Origin of the sequence: Streptomyces sp. NPDC090442, assembly GCF_044769405.1 — a bacterium.
Classification (GTDB): Bacteria; Actinomycetota; Actinomycetes; order Streptomycetales; family Streptomycetaceae; genus Streptomyces.
Map to the genome: position 1 here is coordinate 20116 of NZ_JBIVXW010000045.1, position 19854 is coordinate 39969.

The 19854-nt window shown below is 69.1% G+C and carries 13 protein-coding genes; 1 reads left to right on the plus strand and 12 read right to left on the minus strand.

All coding sequences use genetic code 11. The features are described 5' to 3' along the window. The first annotated feature begins 583 nt into the window (after positions 1 to 583). The gene (locus tag ACIQU6_RS28210; RefSeq protein ID WP_403484490.1) at positions 584 to 1081 is read left to right on the plus strand and encodes a hypothetical protein; all 498 of its coding nucleotides are present in this window, start codon (positions 584 to 586) and stop codon (positions 1079 to 1081) included. 616 nt (positions 1082 to 1697) lie between these two features. Here the strand turns inward: ACIQU6_RS28210 and ACIQU6_RS28215 are convergent. The 12 genes from ACIQU6_RS28215 to ACIQU6_RS28270 form a co-directional block, all read right to left on the minus strand. Continuing rightward, positions 1698 to 3305 (minus strand): multicopper oxidase family protein, encoded by a 1608-nt coding sequence (locus tag ACIQU6_RS28215; RefSeq protein ID WP_403484491.1) that lies wholly within the window; start codon positions 3303 to 3305, stop codon positions 1698 to 1700. Positions 3306 to 3893: 588 nt separating this feature from the next. Then, positions 3894 to 4280, minus strand: a complete 387-nt coding sequence (locus tag ACIQU6_RS28220; RefSeq protein WP_403484492.1) for a hypothetical protein — start codon at positions 4278 to 4280, stop codon at positions 3894 to 3896. Positions 4281 to 4754: 474 nt separating this feature from the next. After that, positions 4755 to 6275 (minus strand): AMP-binding protein, encoded by a 1521-nt coding sequence (locus ACIQU6_RS28225; RefSeq protein ID WP_403484493.1) that lies wholly within the window; start codon positions 6273 to 6275, stop codon positions 4755 to 4757. Next, positions 6272 to 7072, minus strand: a complete 801-nt coding sequence (locus ACIQU6_RS28230) for a phytanoyl-CoA dioxygenase family protein (RefSeq protein ID WP_403484494.1) — start codon at positions 7070 to 7072, stop codon at positions 6272 to 6274. Before ACIQU6_RS28230 ends, ACIQU6_RS28225 begins: the two co-directional genes overlap by 4 nt. Positions 7073 to 7145: 73 nt before the next feature. After that, the gene (gene asnB / locus ACIQU6_RS28235) at positions 7146 to 8921 is read right to left on the minus strand and encodes an asparagine synthase (glutamine-hydrolyzing) (protein ID WP_403484495.1); all 1776 of its coding nucleotides are present in this window, start codon (positions 8919 to 8921) and stop codon (positions 7146 to 7148) included. 4 nt (positions 8922 to 8925) lie between these two features. Continuing rightward, positions 8926 to 10617 carry a non-ribosomal peptide synthetase gene (locus ACIQU6_RS28240; RefSeq protein ID WP_403484496.1) on the minus strand — a complete coding sequence of 564 codons (1692 nt, stop codon included), beginning with the start codon at positions 10615 to 10617 and terminating at the stop codon, positions 8926 to 8928. Positions 10618 to 10716: 99 nt separating this feature from the next. Further along, positions 10717 to 11547, minus strand: coding sequence for a fumarylacetoacetate hydrolase family protein (locus ACIQU6_RS28245; RefSeq protein WP_403484497.1), 831 nt, complete (start codon positions 11545 to 11547; stop codon positions 10717 to 10719). 13 nt (positions 11548 to 11560) lie between these two features. Then, positions 11561 to 12601, minus strand: a complete 1041-nt coding sequence (locus tag ACIQU6_RS28250) for a hypothetical protein (protein ID WP_403484498.1) — start codon at positions 12599 to 12601, stop codon at positions 11561 to 11563. A 66-nt stretch (positions 12602 to 12667) separates the two neighbouring features. Further along, a complete protein-coding gene (locus tag ACIQU6_RS28255) occupies positions 12668 to 13444 on the minus strand; it encodes a 2OG-Fe dioxygenase family protein (RefSeq protein ID WP_403484499.1) in 777 nt (258 codons plus the stop codon). A 57-nt stretch (positions 13445 to 13501) separates the two neighbouring features. Next, on the minus strand, positions 13502 to 14473 hold the full coding sequence (locus ACIQU6_RS28260; RefSeq protein WP_403484500.1) for an aspartyl/asparaginyl beta-hydroxylase domain-containing protein: 972 nt from the start codon (positions 14471 to 14473) through the stop codon (positions 13502 to 13504). A 128-nt stretch (positions 14474 to 14601) separates the two neighbouring features. After that, the gene (locus ACIQU6_RS28265) at positions 14602 to 15882 is read right to left on the minus strand and encodes an MFS transporter (RefSeq protein WP_403484501.1); all 1281 of its coding nucleotides are present in this window, start codon (positions 15880 to 15882) and stop codon (positions 14602 to 14604) included. Next, positions 15879 to 19850: an amino acid adenylation domain-containing protein gene (locus ACIQU6_RS28270; RefSeq protein WP_403484502.1), complete on the minus strand. Its 3972-nt coding sequence runs from the start codon at positions 19848 to 19850 to the stop codon at positions 15879 to 15881. Before ACIQU6_RS28270 ends, ACIQU6_RS28265 begins: the two co-directional genes overlap by 4 nt. Positions 19851 to 19854: the final 4 nt, after the last annotated feature.

The following is a 19854-nucleotide window of genomic DNA, read 5'->3' on the forward strand; positions in this document are numbered from 1 at the left end:
GGCTTGCCATACAGCGTGAAGAAGCTCCTGGTAGACGGGTTCACGACCAAGGTCACCCGTACTACCAGGGGCTTCGTGGTGCTTGCCCATCCTTCATTGAAGGAACCGTGGCGTGGCATGACATGGCGTGTGGAGATCCGCAGACGCTGATCGGTGCGGCGCGGGAACACCGTGGCAGGACCGGAAGGCATACCTCGTCGGCTCGATCGGGGCCGGGCAGGGGCGGGGGCGTGTAGGCGCGAGACGAAATGAGTTGTGCCGTTGTCGGCGACACCGATCGGCAGAGACATGACGGGGACAGGTCGTCGCGGCGGGCCAGGAGTGCGTCCGGCCTCCAGGGAACCCGCGGCCGAGATTTCCTCCTGCTCCAGGTAGGGCCATTGGAACGGAATGCCTGCGCCGGTTGCGGCCGATCGATGCCCTGGCCTGCTCCGGTTGCGGGACGGCTCGCGGACGGTCGCTCGTTCACAACGGCCGCGATCCGGCGCGTTGCCGCAGATCAGTGGCATATTCGCATTAACCTCCCATAACTGTACGAAGTCGCCATATCACGGATTGCATCCGTTCGACCACCGGAGACGAAATGCGCAAGCTTCAGAAGACCGCCGTCGTGGCCGTCGTCCTCGGCAGCGTTGGCTTTCTCGGCGCTGGCCCCGCCTACGCCGACGGCGGTAGGGGCGGCACCGAGTTCGACGTCAGGCAGGGCTCGCAGTGCCGGTCGCACGACGCGAACGTCGACGTCCTCGGCGAGGTCGGGATCCTCAACGGCCTGCTGGGCAACGCGCTCGGCGGCGAGGGCGCGCCGGGTGCGCAGAGCACCAAGGTGGGCTCGTCCGTGGGCTGTGACAACACCTTCACCTTCAAGGGAGCTGACGAAGGCGGGGGCAGAGGCTCGGAGGACCGAGGCTCGGAGGACAGAGGCTCGGAGGACAGAGGCTCGGAGGACAGAGAAGGCCACGAGGGCAGGGAAGGCCGCGGAGACAAGGAAGGCAACGGCGGCAAGGAAGGCAACGGAGGTGCGGAAGTCCGGGAAGGTGGGGAAGGCCCGGTGCACGCGGTAGGCGGGGGCGACCGGGAGTGACACCGGGGCCCGGTGTGCGTGTCACAGTCCGGGCCGGGACCCTCTTGGCCTCATCCGGGCCGGGCCGCGGGAGTCCGCTCGGCCTTGAGTCGGAATGAACGGCCGCTGGCTGGGCTCCTCGGGGAAGCCCGGCCAGCGGTGCGAGTGCGCGGTGAGTCGGATCAGACGCCGGTAGCGGCAGAGGGCGACGACGGGTTCGAGAAACGCCGGGCAGCTACGGGCCTCGCGTCTCGACTGGTGACCTGCCCCCGTCGGCTTCAGGCCCTCGCCGTCGCGGGCGTTGGTGGCGAGGACGCCGACGTCGAAGGCAGTCGGCTCGCGTGCGACAGGGCCGGCATCTCGGCATGTGCCGTGCACCCGGCCCACCCCGCGTGCACCGCGATGGACTGTGCGCAGTGCCGAGCGAGAACCAGGCACGCACTACCGCCTTCCGAGCGGATGTGTGCCTGCACCGCGGGCGGGTGCCGGGTACCTCACGAATGACAACTCCGCCCGCGTGACGGCGCGTTCGGTCTCGTCGCGTACCCGGCTGGCGCTGGCCGTGTACGGTCTGCGTGCCCGCCGAGCCGCAGGAGACGCGAGCTGGGGAGCCACCCCCTTTCGGGGGTGGCGGGAGTCACCTCTTGGACTTGTAGCCCATGACGGTCATCATCCCCGACTCCGAGTGGTAGAGGTTGTGGCAGTGCAGCATCCACAGCCCGGGGTTGTTGGCGTTGAAGTCGATGGACACCTTCTTGTCCGGCAGGACGATCGTGGTGTCCTTGCGGGGGCCGCCGTCGGCCAACGCGAAGGTGTGTCCGTGCAGGTGCATCGGGTGCCACATGGTCGTCTTGTTGTGGAAGCTGATCCGTACCCGCTCCCCTTCCCGTACGGGATACCGCTGTGAATCCGTGTACGGCCTTGCGTTGATCGCCCAGTCCCAGTCCTTCATCGTGCCGGTGAGGTCCATCTTGATGATGCGGTCCGGCTTGCGGTCCGAGAGCCGGACCGATGCCGCGGCCTTGAACTTGCTCGCGCCCAACCCTCCGCTTCTGAGCTCCGTCGGGCGGATCTTCTCGTTGGGCGCCTCGCCGTTTCCGGTCCGCAGGAGGGCCTGTGCGGTCTTGTTGTTGCTGCCCGCGGAGAGCGCGGTGAGCGGGAAGACGCCGTCCTTCGCGGTGACCAGGACGTCGAAGCGCTCGCCCATCGCGATGAGCAGGCTGTCTGTCGTCTTGTGCTTCACCGGATAGCCGTCGGTGTGCGTCACGGTCATGTTGTGACCGCCGAGCGCGACGCGGTAGGCGGTGTCGGCGGCCGCGTTGATGATCCGGATCCGGATGCGGTCGCCGGGCTTGGCGCGGAAGGTCTCCCGGTCTCTGGCCACCCGGCCGTTGATCAGGTGGAAGGGGTGTCCCACGTCGTCTGAGGGATCGTCGAACATCAGGTGTCTGGTGCGTCCCCGCATCCGGGACGCGAAGGCGGCCGCCGACTGGTTGCCGCTCCTGTGCATGCCGTGGCCGCTGGCGCCGCCGGGCTTGTTCTTGTTCAGCTCGGCCAGCACCACGTCCGGTGTCAGTCCGTCGACGCCGTCGAGCCAGTCATCGATCAGGACGACCCACTCGTGGTCGTACGAGAGGGGCTCGCGAGGGTCCTCGATGATCAACGGCGCGTACAGTCCACGGTCGAGCTGCACGCCGACGTGCGGGTGCAGCCAGTGCGTCCCGGGTGTGGTGACCGCGAAGTTGTAGTCGAAGGAGTGGCCGGCCTTCACGGTCCGTTGGGTGATGTCGGGGACACCGTCCATGTCGTTGCGGATGTGCACCCCGTGCCAATGGATGGTGGTGGACTGCGGGAGGCGGTTGTGGAAGCTCACGGCGACCTTGTCGCCCGCGTTGACCCGGATCTCCCTGCCCGGCAGCCGGTCGCCGTAGGCCCAGGTGTCGACGATCTGGCCACCGAAGTCGAACTGTGCCTGGCTGGCCGTCATCGTGAAGCGGCGTACGGGGCCCGCCCCCCGGCGCCGCTCCGTCCTGATGACCTCAGGGCCGTCGGGGGACACGTAGCGGGACGGAGCGTTGTGGCCGTGGCCGTTCGGTCCTGGTGAGGCGTCAGACGGGTGCGGCGTGCCGTGGGGGTGGCGCCTGCCGTTCATGGTGTCCAGGGCGGTGGCCCCAGTGGCCAGCAGTCCGCTGCCGGCGGCGGCGATACCCGCGCCGAGCAGGGCGCGTCTGGAATGCGTACGCATAGGAAAAGCACCTCGTGGCGAGTGTGTCGGTGTGATGTGTGGTCGGCGAGGGGGCGCTGGGCGTGCTCCCTGGGGTCTCGGCGGCGGGGCACGTTGCTCCACGCGCAGCACCGACATTCGGGCGAGGAGTCTCTGGCGCGGCGGCGGACGTATCGACCACTGTCCGGGCGGCCGGGAGGCGGGGCGGACGGCCGCCGAGCCGTACTCCCGTCGGGCGGAGTGCGGGCAGGCACCCAAGAGGAGGAGGGGAGCCGGCCTCCAGGAGGAGCGCACGGCCGTACGGACCGAGGAAGGGTCCATGGCGAGGTCGTCGGTGTCCGCGACCGACCAGCCGGCTTCCTGGCGCACCGTCATGCCGTCATGGTCAGACACGTTTTGGCGTGTCGTCATGCCGTGATGCACCATCCGTGCCGCGGCCCCGGCGAGGGCTCACGGTCCGTACCGGCTGCCGGTGTCGCGTGCCCGGCGTGTCCGGCCGTGGGAAGCCGAACGTCCAATACTTGTCTGCGCCCCTGAATGCGGGCATGAAAAACCCCGCCCCTCCTTCAGCGTTGGCGCTGAAAGGTGGGGCGAGGTCGTGGATGCTTACTAGACCTCGTCCGGAACGGTCTCCGAGTCGTCTTCCTTTCCGTGATTGCCGCCGTGTGCCGAGCCGTCCTTCTTGCCGTTCTCCGACCCGTCTGTCTTACCGTGCTCGGAGCCGTCCTTCTTACCGTGCTCCGAGTCGTCCTTCTTACCGTGCTCCGAACCGTCCGCCTTACCGTGCTCCGAACCGTCCGCCTTGTCGTGCTCCGAGCCTTCCGCCTTGCTGCTCTCACCGAAGTTCCAGCGAGGAGAATCGTCGGTGTTCACGTTCTGCATGGTCTGGTTGCCGACGCCCATCAGGTCTTCCGCGTGCTCGTCGGCGATGGCGGAGCCGGCGGAACCGAGGAGGGCGGCCGAGCACAGGAGTGCCGTGGCGAAAGCAGTGCGCATACGCATGATTATCTCCGGTGTGTGCTTGATACGACCTTGCGTTCATGCCCTTAATCCCAGACCCTCAGTCCGCGATTCACCCGTTCGCAGGTCCGATTCCACGCCCCAGAACGAAGGCCATCAAAAACTCCCGGGCCAACCGTGTTGAGTTCTGCGTCTGCTGACTATCCATTACACCCGCTACTACGAGCGCAAGACCGTCCGCTTCCCCCTCTTCGTCGACATTGCCGCGCGCCTTTTCGGCTATGCCGAATCGCCGGCCGCAACAACACCTATTGAAGTTGGTGCGTGGGTGCGGCTTCTCCTTGATTGTGGGCATCTGGAGCACGTACCGATTGAGGCGTGCCCCGCGGCGGGTCCGGTGCTGGTATCTGTTCGGCGAGGCCGGTGTCGACGGCGGTGGTTCCCGTTACGGCACCGGCGCGAGGCGCCTCAACTGTCGGCGGCACGGGCGGACATGACTGTCCGGCGGCTTCAGCCGGCACGGCTCGCCGAAGGCTCCTGGAACGACTCCCGGAGCTTCGCCCGGTCGATCTTTCCGTTCCGCGTCGACGGGAGGGCGTCCAGCGCGGTGAAGTGTCTGGGGACCATGAACCGGGGCAGACGGGAGGCGCACGCACTGAGCAGGTCGTCCTGGTCGACCTCCGCACCGGTCACGAGGGTGTAGAACGCCGCCAGTTGTGTGGAGGCGGCCACCTTGACCCCGACGACCGCGGCTCGACGGACACCGGCCACCCCGGCGATCACGGACTCCACCTCACCCGGCTCGACCCGGTAGCCGTTCACCTTGAGCTGGTCGTCGAGCCTGGAGACGAAGCGGAACTCGACGCCGTCGAAGGTGACCAGGTCTCCGCTGAAGTAGCAGCGCCGCATGCCGCCGTCTTGATGTTCGACCTCCCGGAATCTCTGCGCGGTGAGCGCGTCGTCACCCGCGTACCCGATCCCGACGCAATTCCCGGCGATGACCAGCTCTCGGGTCTCGCCCGGCGCGAACGGGCGTAGCCGTCCGTCCACATGGCACAGCAACTCCGCGTCGACGACCGCAGTACCGATGGGCGGCCGGTCGGGCCAGTCGGTGACGTCGCCCGCCAGCCGGTACTGAGTGACCACGTGGGTCTCGCTCGGCCCGTACTGATTCACCAGGGTGAGGTCGCCGTCGGCGCAGAACTGCCGTACCTCGTCGTTGATCACCAACTGTTCGCCCGCCACCGAGATCTCCCGCAGGCTCGGGGTCTTCTCACCCGCGGCACACGCGGCGGCGGCCAGTCCGTGCAATCCGACCACCGGCTGGAAGAGCCGGGCGGCGTCGTGCTCGCGGATGATGTCGAGCAGGGTGAAGGGGTCCAGCCGGTCCTGGTCGTTCACCACGATCAGGGTCGCACCGGCGAGCCAGGTCGCCACCGTGTCCTCGTACACCATGTCGAAGCCGATGGACGACATGTGCAGGGTGTTCGGCGGCCGGTTGTGGCTCCACCGTTGGACGTGCCAGTTCCCCAGATCCGCCAGGACCACCGGCGGCACCGCGACGGCCTTGGGTTCGCCCGTGGACCCGGAGGTGGGGATGACGTAGCAGACCGGACCGGTGGCGATCTCGTCGCGCCTCGTTCCCCGGATCGAGCGGAAGGTGTGTTGCGCGACCTCCGACGCGATCGGTGCGCACTCGTCGGCCCGCAGGATCATGGCGCAGTCGGCGCTGCGCACCAGCTTGTCAGTCCAGGCGGGCGGCATGGCCGGGTCGATGGACAGCACGCCGGCTCCGACGCGCCACACCCCCAGCACCGCCGCGCAACGGGACCACGAACGGGTCGCGTGCACGTCGACCACGTCACCGGGGCCGATGCCGTGTGCGGCGAGGCCGCCGGCGATCTCGGCCGACACGGCGTCGAGTTCGGCGTAGGTGTGGGAGATGCCGTTGTCCACGACCGCCACCGCGTCCCGGTGCCGGGCGATGGCGTCGACCAGCGTCCGGATCAGTGAACCGTCGAGCTCGCTCATGCGGTCAGCCCCCCGTCGACGAGTGCCAGCGGCCGGTAGTCACGCGACGCCACGAACTCCGGGCGGGGGTTGGGCACTTCGCGCAGTTCGTTGTCGACACTGTTGTAGCTGACAAACGCCATGGTCCGGTCGGTCGGCGACATGTTCGCACCGGAGCCGTGCGCGATGCAGGGGTGGAAGAACAGCAGGCTTCCGGCACGTCCGACGACGGACCGGATCTCCGAATCCGCGGTCACCTTGGCCATCTGTTCGGCGTCCAGGGCGAACTCCAGCTTCGCCGACAGGTCGGCCTCCCACTGCGACGCGCCCTCGGACTCGGGACGCCACGGGGCTATCGCGTCGTTTCGATGCGAACCGGGTACGACCAGCAGCGGGCCGTTGTGCTCGGTCGCGTCGTCCAGGAGCACGGCGACGTTGACCGCCCGCGGCTCCGGCATTCCGTCCTTGTGCCCCCAGACGCTGTAGTCCTGGTGCCACTGCCACACCTCCCCGCGAAGCGCCTGCTTCGCGTTGACCTTGCACTGGAAGACGTGCACCTTGCTCTCCAGCAGTTCCTCGGCCGCGGAAAGCAGCTCGGGCAGCCGCACCAGCCTGGAGAACAGCGCTCCCGTGGTGTGGCAGCCGTGGATGCCCCGCACCGTGGTGCCGTCCTCCTCGAAGATCCGCCCGGGGTGCTCGGTCGCGTAGAGATCGGCCACCTCACGCCGCAGCGCGGCGATGTCGTCGGCATCGAAAACGCCGTCGAGGAGCAGGAACCCCTCGGACCGGTATTCCGCTATCTGGCTTTCGGTGAGCATGAGTTGAGGACCTCTCTGCCTTGTTCGGTAGGGCGATGAAAAGCGTTGGATAGGTGGGGGCGCCGACGCGGCATCACATCTGGAGTCCCAGTTCGTCGATCACCATGCTGATGCTGATCACGCTCAGCCGCGTGTCCCATTTGCCCTCGGCGCCGTGGGCCGCGATCCGTTCGAGCGCGTCCTTGCGGAAGACACCGCTGGCCGCGACCAGGTCGCGCCAGGTGGCCATGAGGTGGTCGTCGGCGAGCGCGGACAGGCCGTGCGCGGTGTATCCCTGCTTCGGGCGTCGCAGGACGGTCTCCGGGACGACGCCGGCGTATGCGGATTTGAGGCTGGCCTTTCCCTCGAAATCGACGACCTTCTCGTCGTCGCCGACGCGCAGCGCCAGGTCGACCACGGGGTTGCCGAGGAACGGGTACCGGCCCTCCACGGAATTCGCCATCAGCATCGCGTCGCCGTGGTCGCCGAGCAGGTGACTCCCCAGTTGCACGGAGGTATCGGCCACCGATCGGAGCTGCATCGGCGTGAGCGTCGCGGCTTCGGCGTCGGAGAACGGAATCAGCCTGTCCCGCCAGAACTCCTGACCGGCGAGCGCCTCGATGCTTTCCGGGGTCAGGCCGTCCGACCGCCGGCGGTCCACCTGGCGCCAGTCGACCTCCCAGGAGAAGTCGGCCCGGCCCCATGCGCTTTCGTTCTCCGCACGGCTCTGGCGCGGCTTGCGGCCGAGCCCGTCGAACGCGTACGAGTCGTAGCCGAAGAACAGCTCGTCGGCGCCCTCCCCCGACAGCACGCCCTTGAGCCCGCTCAGCCGGACCTCGCGCGACAGCATCAAGGCCGCCACGTTGTAGGTCTCACGCTGCGGATAACAACAGCGGCGCACCATCTGCTCGAACCCGGCGGCGATGTCCTCCCGGAGACAGGAAATCTCGTGGTGCTCGCTGCCCACGGCCTCGGCGACCTCGCGCTGGAAGCGGTGTTCGTCCAGCAGGGCGTCGCCGAACACCACCGAGTACGTGCGGAGCGGCTTCGCCACGGCCGCGGCGGCCTCCATGACGAGCGTGGAGGAATCGAATCCGCCGCTGAGACAGGCCCCGATCTCGACGTCCCCGCGCAGCCGGTCGCGCACCGCCCGTCGGACGCCGTGCCGGATCTCCTCCGCGGTCACCGGGGGTCCGTCCGTCACGAACTCGCCGTACCGCCAGTAGCGGACCGTCTCACGTCCGCGGCCGCCGAACCGCACCACGGTCCCGGGCGGCACGGCACGGACGTCACGCACCAGGGTGCGCGGCGCAACGATGTTGCCGAGCTGGAGGTACTGGTCGACGGCGCCGAGGTCGAGCCGCCAGGTGCCCGGCACCGACCGCACCAGGGGTCCGAGTTCGGAGCAGAAGTGCACCTGCCCGTCCGACTCGGTGTAGTAGAGCGGGCTGATGCCGAAGCGGTCCCGGCCCAAGTGGAGGGTGTTCTCGGCGCGATCGTGGATCGCGGTGGCGAACTGCCCGTCGATCAGGCCGAGTCCGGCGGGCCCGTAGCGTGCGAACAGCTCGGGGATGACCGCCACGTCGACGCGGTTGGCGGTCCGCGCCAGGCCGAGTCGGTCGCGCAGTTCGTCGGCGTTGTAGATCTCGCCGTTGGTGACGGCGACGAACCGTTCGCCGCTGTCCTCGGCGGGCTGCCAGCCGTCCTTGAGCGCGGTCATGCCGAGGCGGGCGAGTTTCGCCGTCAGCACGGGGGTGCTCAGCGAGTAGGTTTCGTCGGGGCCGCGGTGGATGAGTCGGGAGTGCATGGTCGCCGTGACCGTGCGGTCGAGGTCGCCGTCCGGCGCGAAGGTCCCGCAGAGGCCGCACATCGCGCTACACGCTCCGCTGCAGCAACTGGTCGGTGAGCGCGCGCAGGTCCTCCGCGCGCAGCACGTCGCGCACCCCTGCGTCCAGCCAGCCCAGCTCGCGCAACTTCGCGACCAGGAGCAGCGTCGACGCCGAATCGCCGCCCAGCGCATAGAAGTTGTCGTCCAGCGCGGCGTCACCGATCCCGGTGAGGCGGCCCACGAGGGTGAGCACCTGTTGTACGGGGGGCGACGCGGCGTCCGCGTCGCGGGTCCGGCTTCCCCACAGGGAATCGCGGTCGACCTTTCCGTTCGGGGTGTACGGCAGCGCTTCGACGCGCTCGAACACCGAGGGGACCTTGTACGGGTCCAGGACCCCTTCGAGGTGGCGGCGGAGTTCCCTCGGGTCGGCGTCGCCCAGGTAGTAGCAGACCAACGCGTCGTCCCCGGTGACTTCCGAGCCGTCGTGCGACTCCACGGTCACCACCGCCTCGACGACCGAGTCCGCCTGGCACACGGTGTTCTCGATCTCGCCGAGGTCCAGGCGGTAGCCGCGGAGCTTCACCTGGTGGTCCAGGCGTTCCACGAAGTACAGGTTGCCGTCGCGGAGTTCGGCGACGTCGCCGGTCCGGTATTCCGTGCCGTCGCCCGCCGGCCCGAACGGCCGCACGCCGTGCTCGGTCAGGTACCCGGCGGCGACGGCGGAGCCCGTGATCACGATCTCGCCCCGGCGCACCGTGCCGCCGGTCCGCGCGTGCGCGGTCCCTTCGTCGAGGTCGCGCAGGTGGTACGCACCGTCCCCCACGACGTCGCCGAGGGGCACCCCGTCACGGCAACGTGCCGGGTCGAGCGGGCCGGTGAGCAGATTGCACACGGTGGTCTCCGTGGCGCCATAGGCGTTGTGCAGCGCGGCCACCTCGGACCACTTGGCGACCACCGCCGACCGGCACGCCCCGCCGCCGTTGATCACGTGACGCAGCCGCATCGCGCCGCTGGGCTCCGTCGCGGTCAGCGCGAAGGGGGTGGTCTTGAGGTGCGTGATGCCGAAGTGCTCCAGCGTTTCCCGCAGTTCGGTGCCGGGCGCCAGGCGGGCCTCGTCCAGCACCACGAGGCAGGCGCCGGCCGTCAGGGTCCACAGGATCTCGGTCATGCAGCCGTCGAAGGTCAGGCGTGCGAACTGCAGCGTCCGCGCATCCGGCCCCACGGACAGCCGCTCGACGTGGTCCCGGACCACCGCGGCGAGCGGGTCCGGGCGCACCAGAACGCATTTGGGCTCGCCGGTCGAGCCGGAGGTGTAGATGGCGTAGCAGAGCTCGCCCGCCACCTCCAAGGCCCCGCACGCGAGAGCGGGTTCGTCGGCGCGCCAGACCTCCGGGACGTCGGTGAGGTACGCCTCGCCATCGTCCCGCGACCGGGCCAGCCGTCGGACGCCGAGCAGTCTGACCTTCTCGGAGTTCGACGCCACGCTGTCGCGACTGTCGAGGAAGACGAACGGGCGTCGCGCTCGGAGTGCTCCGATCATCGCCGTGATCGCGCCGAGCCCCTTGCTCGCCTCGATCCCGACGAACCCGCCGGGTGCGACCTCCGCGCGGAGGTCGTCCGCGAACACCTGGGTCAGCTTGTCGAACTCTCCGTAGCTGACCGTCCGGTCCGCCGTCCGCACGGCGTCACCATCGGGATTCTCCCGCACCGCGCGCTCGAATCCGTATATCAGGGACATGTGACTCCAGTTCCACTCGCCGCCGACGCGCAGGTCAAGCGGACTTCAGACAGCAGGGGGCGTTCTCGGCGGGCCGCGGCGGGGACGCCCACCTCCGGGTCAGCCGACGGGGTGGGTGAGCGTGCCGACGCCTTCGACCGTGGCCCGCACGGTGTCGCCCGGGCTGATCTGAACGGCACCGGGGGTTCCGGTGCAGATCACCGTTCCCGGTGCGAGGGTCCGGCCCATGGTGAAGTACTCGACGAGGTAGCCCAGGTCGTACTTCATGTCCCGCGGCGTCGCCGTCGCGATCACCTCTCCGTTCTTCACGGTGGAGATCCGGATCCCGTCCAGGCTGTCGCCGGGGAACTCGTCCAGGGTCACCAGGGCCGGGCCGATGCTGCAGAACGTGTCGAACCCCTTCGCCCACGGGATGTAGCGCGGGTTCCGGCGGATGGCGTCCTCCGCCGTCATGTCGAGGACGGCCGTCACGCCGGCGATGACGGACCGCCACTCGCCGCGGGCAACGTCCTTGCAGCGGGTGCCCACGACCAGTCCCAACTCCGCCTCGGCGGTCACCCGTTGCGACTGTTTCGGCAGCCGGATGGTTCCGCCGTTGCTGACGAGGCACGAGGTGGGCCGCAGGTACGATCCGGGGCCGGAGCCGGGCTGTTCGGTCTCCAGGTCATCCGAGTGCCGACGGTAGTTGAGCCCGGCGCCCCATATGTCGGCGTCGCCGTCGACGAGGGTCGCCGCGTCGGTCAGGTCGAGACCGTCGGAGCCGGCCCTCTGCCTCCTGACCTGTGCCTCCAGGTCGCCGAACCGCCGGTCCGCGACCAGGTCCCCGAGCCGGGTGAGGCGTTCGTAACCGCTGATCCCCCGCAGCGGGAACCAACTGCCGTCGATTCCCACGAAGATGTCCTGGCTGTCGCCGCTCTTGGCGAGCCTCATGGCGTCGCTCCCTTCAGTTCGCGAGTTGCAGGTGGCGCGGGGTGCCGCCGTCGGCGATACGGGCCGCCGCCGCGTGGAAGTCGGCCGCGCGCGGGCTTTCCTCCGCCACCCCGACCGCGGCCTCCATGAGGTGGGCCGGGTCGGTGTGGTGCTTGTCGGCGAGTTCCTCGACCAAGGGGAAGAAGCCCGAGTGGATGCCGATCACCGCGCCGAGGACCTGCATCGTGCGCCCCTGCCCGATCACGTTCATGTTGACCCGGCAGAGTTCGGCGAGTTCGGCCAGTTCCTGGTAGGCGAACCGGTCCCCGCCCATGATGTTGACGAGCGCGGCGAGGGACTCGGTGGCGGCGTTGCCCGAACCGCGACCGATGCCGTTCAACGTCCCGTCGACAAGGGTGGCCCCCGCCCGGAAGGCGGTGACGGTGTTGATGTTGGCCAGGCCGAGGTTGTCGTGACCGTGGAAGCCGACGACCGGGTACCGGTCGGCGACCGCGCGCACGTACTCCTCCACGCTCTCGGGAGTCATCGCGCCGTAGGAGTCGACGACGTAGACACCCGCGATCTCCGGCCCGATCCCGTCGAGCATGCCCAGCAGCCGGTCGACCGGCGTGGCGCTGGACTTCATCAGGTTGAGGTGGACCTCGCCGCAGACGTCCGCAACCTGGCGGAGGTAGGGCAGGTGCTCGTGGACGCGATCCGGTTCCACGCCGACCCGGATGAAGGACATTCCGCGGTCGCACATCTGCCTGATCGTCGCCGGCCGGGTGAACTCGGGCTGCGCGAACATTCCCCAGGGTTTCGCGGACAGCGTCGACCGGGCGAGGTCACACCAGGCGAAATGATCGATGTTTCCCGCCTTGATGCCGGTCTGCTCGGCCTCCAGCCCGATCCCGTGACCGATCTCCACCCTGGAAACCGGGGTCTCGTTGAGCCCGGCGAGAAGTTCGGCCACGAAATTCTCGTCGAACTCGAAATCAACGGCATAGGCACCGTCGCGCAAGGTGCAGTCGAGCAGTTCCATCTCGGACATCGCCCGGGATCGGCCGTCTGTCATAACCTTCGCCCTCCTCGGCTCGGCACGGACGTACACGCGGACAAACAGGTGATGAGGGAAACGGGCTCAGATGTACTGCCGCATCGGGGTGAAGTCGACCAGGATCACCGCACGTTCGCCCGTCTCCGCTCCGGCCCCCCGCTTGATGGGGGACACGTAGTGGCTGACCTTCTCGTCGGTGATGCCGTAGGACTCAAGCGGCTTTATCAGTTCGAACTCGGCCAGGGCCTCGCCGTCGGGCACGTCCGCGGGCTGCTTGCCCCGGTACTTCGGCGGCGCGACCACGTTCACACCGCCGACGACGTTACGGCGGTACACCAGGTGCGCGAAGACGAACGGCTCGCCGTCCTGGTGGAGTTCGTTGGGCGAGGAGATTGCCTCCAGTCCGGGGTCGTCCACCGCCAGCTTGATCAGATGCACCCCGACATGCAACGGGAAGGCCGCGTCGTCCTGCGACCACCGGGTCTGCGCGAAGTCGAAGGAAAGGATCTCGCGAATGATCGGGTTGTTCCGGGCGGTTTCGCTCATGGCGGGCAGCTTGCGGACCACGCCGACGTACTCGGGATTGTGGTCGGCCTGGTAGTAGCCGTTCATCCAACCCTGTTCGTCGAAGTGCGTGTTGGGTATCCAGCTGAACTCCCGCGACCACGGGAGGTAGATACCGCGGGCGTAGCGGCGGTTGCGTCCCGCCTCCGTCGCGTAGGGGTCCGGCGGCAGGTCGACGAACTCGGCGCGAAGGCTCTGGTAGACGTCGTCGGATTCGGCGATCCCGAACTCCTCGGCGAGGTCGTAACGGGCGAATCCCTGCTCAACGAGGGTGGTCGATTCGGTCAGCGTCTGCATGACTGTCCCAAGTGGTTGTCGAAACGGGCGGGTTGTGGTGGACGACGGCCCGGGCCGTCAGACCGTGGTGAGCCGGTGAGCCGGGCGGACGACCACCTGGCGCCGGCGTCCGCGCCGGGTGGAGAACTCCACCCGCGGGTTGTCGTCGAAGAGGTCGAGGCGGAGCAGCCGCTCCTCGCTCCAGCCGAGCAACCGGAACTCGCCGGCGCCCAGGTGCAGCAGTTCCACCGACGCGCGCCCCTCGACCCGCAGGACGAGCGCGCCGTCTTCGGCGGCCACTTCGGCGACGAGGTCGGTCTCCTGGTCGTCGACCACCGCGAGTCCCCACTCCATGAAGGAGAGCGGGACGGCGAAGCGGCAGCCGAACTCGTCGAGTTCGGGCGGGGTCAGCGGAAGAACGCGGCGGTAGTAGGCGATGTCGCTGGTCGGAAGCTGGGCCCGGAAGCTCTCCGGGAACAGGGCCAGCAGGCTGTCGTTGGTCGCGCAGTCCGCGACCAGGTGGATCCGGGCCCGGTCACCGGTGTTGCGCACGGAGTGCATCCGGTCGAAGTCGGCGTACCAGAGCGTGCCCGGCTGCCACCGCTGTTCGACCCCGTCCATCACCAGCACCGCACCGGGATTGGTGACCAGCGGTATGTGCAGCCGTACGTAGCCGTAGGGGAGCCCGATCGGGGTGTCCGAGTGTTCCTCGACGGACACTCCGGGAGCCAGGGCCATCAGGCGGACACTGCGCAGTTCGGTACCCAGCTCGGAAAGGATCTGGCCGAGGTAGGGCGCCTTCGCCATCAGGGGGGTGTCGGCGAACCCGTCGCGTCCCGGACCACCGGGGTCGGTTCGCCGGACGTCCCCGCTCGGCGCACGCAGCGAGAGGACCTTCCAGTCCACGTCGGATTCTTCGCCGACGACGCCGTCCTCGAAGGACCGCTGCCGTGCCCAGAATTCGGAACCGCTGAGTTCCGCGAGATCCGCGTTCAGTCGGTCGATATCCAGATCGTCCCGCAACATCACCACGGCCGGAAGATCCCTCAAGGATCCGCTCTCCTGCATGAAAGCCTCGCTTCAATAAGCCTTGTTCGCTTTGGCCTTGCTGTCGGTAGCTTACTTCCGCAATGCGCCGGGAAAAGGTTCTCGCGGCGCGCGGAAACGGCCAGGACTCTTTAGGACATGACCTTTCCGGCCGCGGCCGCAAAAATCGCATGCCGGGATTCCGGGAAATCGCGAAACTTTCGGATCGGGCTGAACAACAGAATGGCCGTCGACAGCACTTGCAGCCCACTCATCATCCACAGCGTTTCCCGGACACCGCACAACTCGCCGAGCGCGCCGCCGAGTAACCCGCCGACGGCGATGGCGCCGAAGCTGATCACGGCCGCGCTCGCACTGATCCGCCCGATCAGGCCCGGTGGGCAGTACCGCTGGCGGAAGGTGTCGGTGATGATGCTCGCCGCGACCACACCGGCGCCGGCACCGATACCGCCGACGACGAAGAACGCGAGGCCGGCACCCGGGCCCGTCAGCGGAAAGAACAACGTGAAGGGCGCGGCACTCACCTGACAGATCAACGCGGCCCGGGCGCTGCCGAATCGGTGGGATATCCGGCCGGACAACAGCACTCCGAGGACCCCGCCGAGACCGCACAACGTCAACACCGCGCCGACCACGGCCTCGCCGATGCCGACCGTCCGAACGAGGAATGCCACCTCGATCGAACTCATTCCGGTCAACGCGATGTTGGACACCGCGCTGAAAACCGCGAGGGTGCGCAGAACGGGGTCCCGGAAAAGGAATCTCAGACCGTCGCCGACCTCGGTGCGCAGTCGGCGCCGCTGGACCGCCGGGGGCGGCGGCTCGGTCGTCCGGATCGCCCGCAGACAGAGCCAGGAGACCACGAAACTCAGCGCGTTGGCCAACAGTCCGGTGACGGCGCCGAATGCCTGCACCAGCAGTCCGGCCAGGCCGGGGCCGGTGATCTCGGCTGTCGACTCGCTGCCCTGCAGCCGCGCGTTACCGGCCAGCAACTCCGCGTCGGAGAGCAGCGTCGGCAGGTACGCGCGCTGTGCGGTGGTGAAGAAGACGTTGGCGCAACCGCCGAGGAAGGCGGCCAGGAGCAGGTGGGGAGTGGTGAGTACGCCCGCCCAGGCCGCGGCCGGGACGCTGACGTAGGCGACGAAGGAAACGGCGTCGCAGACCAGCATCACCGGGCGGCGCGGCAGCCGGTCCACCCACGCGCCCGCGGGCAGACCGAGTATCAGCCAGGGCAGATAGGCGACCGACGTCAGCAGTCCGACGACGAGGGTGTCCGCGTGCAGGGTGAGGACGGCTACCAGGGGCAGCGCCACCACCGCGATCCCGTTGCCGAACATGCTCGTGGTTTCCCCGAACCAGAACAACCGGAACTCGCGCCCGGTCACCGCGCCCTGGCGTTGCTTGCCGCTCATCGTTCTCCTGCCATGGGCCGCGAACCGTCGAGCCGGGCGAGTTTCCCGGCGAGGACGGCGCCGATCCGCGCGATCGGCTTCGCCTGGGTGATCTCGCCGTGGCTACAGGCGATCTCGTGTACCTCCAGCCGTCCGGTCGCGTGGTCACGCCAGGCTTCCGGCGCCGGCGAATCCTCCGGTTTCCCCTCCGTGGCGGAGAAGAACACCAGGTCACCCTCGTAGGTTCGGGGCCTCAGTTCCCCGTAGATCCGGTCGTTGTCCACGAACACCCGCGCCAGGGCGGCGGCTTCTGCCGGCGTCAGCCGTTCCAGCGTGCTGCCCGGCCGGCGGACCGTCCGCTCGTAGTCGTCGTAGCGCAGTGGTCCCTCGCCGCAGGCGGAAAGGTCGTACCCCAAGGAGTCCAGGAGCTCGGTGTACGCCTCCGGACTGCCGTCGACGAGGGGCCGGTAGTCGGGTACCGAGTCGGGCGGGTAGCCGTCGAGCAGGGCGAGCAGGTCGACCCGGGCTCCCGCGGCCTGCAGATCGGTGGCCATCAGGTGAGCGAGCACGGCACCGAAGGACCAACCGACCAACCGATAGGGCCCTTCGGGCTGGACGGACCTGATCTGCGCCACGTAGTCCTCGACCATCTCCCGCCAGGACCGGCCCGTCGCCGCCGCATCGGTGAGACCCCTCGCCTGCAGGCCGTACACCGGGTAGTCGGCGTCGAGGTGGCTGAGCAGGCCCGCGTAGACCCAGCTGATCCCGGCGGCCGGATGCACGCAGAAGACGGCGGGCCGATCGGCTCCCGTCCGCAACGGGAGCAGGTCCGACAGCGGGTCGTGTCGCGCCTCGGCGGCCAGCCGGTCCACCAGGTCGGCCACGGTCGGCGCCTGGAACAGGTCCAGGATGGTGAGTTCGCCACCCAGCACCGCTCGCACCCGGGCGAGCAACCTGGTTGCGAGCAGGGAGTGGCCGCCCAGTTCGAAGAAGCTCTCCTCGGCGCCGACCCGGCTCAGCCCCAGCACCTCCGCGAACAGTCCGCACAGGACCTCCTCGTAGGGGCCGCGCGGGCCACGCGACGTCGGACGGTGCGCGAGGTCCGGGGGCGGCAGCGCGTCCCGGTCGAGTTTTCCGTTGGGCGTCATCGGCAGCCGTTCCACCACCTGGAAGAACGACGGGATCATGTGGTCGGGCAGGATCGTGGACAGCCGGCTGCGCAGGTCGCGCGCGTCGGGCGCCTGGTCCGCGGCGGGTTGCACATAACCCACCAGCCGCTTGTCGCCCCCGGCGGTCTCGTGCACGGCCACGGCCGCCTGTGCCACCTCCGGGCACCGGCTCAACGCGGCCTCCACCTCGCCGAGTTCGATCCGGAAGCCCCGCACCTTGACCTGGTCGTCGATGCGGCCCAGGTAGTCCAACCGGCCCTGGTGGTCCCACCGGACCAGGTCACCGGTGCGGTACATGCGGCTCCCCGCCGCCCCCTGCGCAACGAAGGGGCAGGCGACGAACCGTTCGGCGGTCGCGCCCGGGCGGTTCACATAGCCGCGGGCCACGCCGGGCCCGGTCACGTACAACTCGCCCGGGACACCGGGCGCGACGGGGCGCAGCCGCTCGTCGAGCACGAAGACCCGGGTGTTCCCGATCGGCCTGCCGATCAGCGGGGCGGGGCTGTCCGCGGCGTCCCACCACAGCGCGTCCAGGGTGCACTCCGTGGGGCCGTAGAGGTTGTAACAGAGCGTCCCCGACGCCTCCCTGATGCGGGTCCACAGCGTCCGCCCGGCGGCTTCCCCGCCGAGCAGCAGCACCAGCGGCGCGCGCGGTCCGGACAGCAGGCCCTCGTCGAGCAGGTGCTCCGCGTAGGTGGGGGTGACGTCCAGGACGTCGATCCCGGCGGCCGTGACGTAGGCGGTCAACGCGACGGCGTCGCGCCGGATGTCGTCGCGGATCACGTGGAGTTCGTGCCCGGCCAGCATCCAGAACAGCGCCTCCCACGACGTGTCGAACGACAGCGAAGCGGTGACGGCGGACCTCAGTCGCCGGCGCGCGGTGGCCTCGGTGCGCGCGATCAGACCCTCGCGGTGGAAGGCGTACAGGTTGCTCAACGCGGAGTGCGGCGTCAGCACTCCCTTGGGGCGGCCGGTGGATCCGGACGTGTAGATGACGTACGCCGCGCTGTGCGGCGGTACGCGGCAGTCCAGGTTGGCCACGGGACCGGTCGGCGCCTCGATCCGGTCGACGACAACCGCGGGCAACTCACCGAATCCGTGCGCGGCCGCGGTCGCGGTGTCCGTGACGACGGCGACCGGTGCGGCGTCCCGCAGCATGTGCCCGATCCGGTCCGGTGGGTATTCGAGATCGAGCTGCAGATAGGCCGCGCCGGTCTTGAGCACCGCCAGCATCGCCACGATGGACTCGGTCGACCGGGGCAGGGCCAGCCCGACCAGCCGCTCCGTCCCGGCTCCCGCGGCGCGCAGCCGGCGTGCCAGGAGGTTGGCACGGTCGTTGAGTTCGGCGAAGGTGAGTCGCGTGTCCCCGCACACCACCGCGGTCGCTCGGGGCGTTCGCGCGGCCTGCGCCTCGAACAACTCCGGCACGGTGGCCGGCGACGCGGGCTGGGCGGTGTCGTTCCACGCGACGAGGACCTGGTGGCGGTGTTCGGCGGACAGCGGGTCGGCTTCGCCGACGGGACGTTGGGGTGCCGACACGAGTTGCCGCAGCAACCGCGGCAGGGCGTCGGCGATCTGGTCGGCGGTGGCCCGGTCGAAGAGGCTGGTGGCGTACTCCAGGGCGCCGTCGATGCCCGCGGCGTCCCCGTCCGGCGTGTAGTTCTCCCGGAAGTCAGCGGACAGGTCGAACTTCGCGACCTTCCAGTCCGTTTGCTCCTCGGTGCAGGTCAGGCCTGGCAGCGCGAGCGTTGCCTCCTCCGCTCGGGACAGGGTCAGCATGACCTGGAAGAGCGGATGCCGTGCCAGCGACCGCTCCGGGTTCAGCTCTTCGACCAGCCGCTCGAACGGGACGTCCTGGTGGTCGTAGGCGGCGAGGTTCGCCTCCCGCAGGCGGTGCAGCAGCTCGCTGAAGGTCGGATCACCGGACACGTCGCTGCGCAGCACCAAGGTGTTCACGAAGAAGCCCACCACGTCTTCCAGCGCCTCGTCCAAGCGCCCCGCCACCGCGGTGCCGATGGGGATGTCCGTACCGGCCCCCAGTCGGGACAGCAGAACCGCCAGCCCGGCTTGCAGGACCATGAACGTGGTGCACCCGTGGTCGGCGGCGACCGCGAGCAGGCGGCGGTGCAGATCGCCGTCGAGCTTCAGCGGCACCCAGTCACCGTGGTGGTCGGCCACCGCGGGGCGCGGACGATCGAACGGCAGCTCCAACTCGGCCGGCAGCCCGGCCAGTTGGTCCCGCCAGAAGGACAGCTGCGCCGCGAGCAGGCTCGTCGGATCGTCCTGGTCACCCAGCAGTTGCCGCTGCCACACCGCGTAGTCCGCGTAGCTCACCGGCAGTGGCGTCCACTGCGGAGAGCGCCCCGCGGCCCGGGCGTGATAGGCCCTGGCCAGGTCGTTGAGCAGCGGCTGCCAGGACCACTCGTCGCAGGCGATGTGGTGGATCACCAACGCCAGCACGTGCTCCTGTGGCGCCAGCGCGAACACCGTCGCCCGGATCGGGAGTTCCGTCGTCAGGTCGAAGCCACGGTCGACGGTGGCGGCGAGCGCCTCGGCGAACTGGCTCTCCTCCTCGCAGACGACCACGTCGAGCGCGGGCCGTCGGGCGAGCACCCGCGGTGCGGGTTCGCCGTCGACCGCCGGGTATGCCGTGCGCAGCACCTGGTGCCGATCTGCCAGGTCGGTGAGCGCCGCGGCCAAGGCCGTGCGGTCCAGTTCGCCTTTCGCCCGGATCACGAGCGGGCAGTTGTAGACCGCCGACCGGCCGTCCACGCGATTGAGGAACCACAGCCTCCGCTGGGCGTAGGACACGGGGGACACAGGC

Excerpts from the sequence above, each read along its gene's own strand:
- asnB (WP_403484495.1), bottom strand. The coding sequence starts at position 8,921 with ATGTGCGGCCTCTGCGGGACCTTCGCGCCGGACGGCGACCTCGACCGC.
- ACIQU6_RS28210 (WP_403484490.1), top strand. The coding sequence starts at position 584 with ATGCGCAAGCTTCAGAAGACCGCCGTCGTGGCCGTCGTCCTCGGCAGC.
- ACIQU6_RS28245 (WP_403484497.1), bottom strand. The coding sequence starts at position 11,547 with ATGAGGCTCGCCAAGAGCGGCGACAGCCAGGACATCTTCGTGGGAATC.
- ACIQU6_RS28255 (WP_403484499.1), bottom strand. The coding sequence starts at position 13,444 with ATGCAGACGCTGACCGAATCGACCACCCTCGTTGAGCAGGGATTCGCC.
- ACIQU6_RS28265 (WP_403484501.1), bottom strand. The coding sequence starts at position 15,882 with ATGAGCGGCAAGCAACGCCAGGGCGCGGTGACCGGGCGCGAGTTCCGG.
- ACIQU6_RS28230 (WP_403484494.1), bottom strand. The coding sequence starts at position 7,072 with ATGCTCACCGAAAGCCAGATAGCGGAATACCGGTCCGAGGGGTTCCTG.
- ACIQU6_RS28220 (WP_403484492.1), bottom strand. The coding sequence starts at position 4,280 with ATGCGCACTGCTTTCGCCACGGCACTCCTGTGCTCGGCCGCCCTCCTC.
- ACIQU6_RS28250 (WP_403484498.1), bottom strand. The coding sequence starts at position 12,601 with ATGACAGACGGCCGATCCCGGGCGATGTCCGAGATGGAACTGCTCGAC.
- ACIQU6_RS28215 (WP_403484491.1), bottom strand. The coding sequence starts at position 3,305 with ATGCGTACGCATTCCAGACGCGCCCTGCTCGGCGCGGGTATCGCCGCC.
- ACIQU6_RS28225 (WP_403484493.1), bottom strand. The coding sequence starts at position 6,275 with ATGAGCGAGCTCGACGGTTCACTGATCCGGACGCTGGTCGACGCCATC.
- ACIQU6_RS28240 (WP_403484496.1), bottom strand. The coding sequence starts at position 10,617 with ATGTCCCTGATATACGGATTCGAGCGCGCGGTGCGGGAGAATCCCGAT.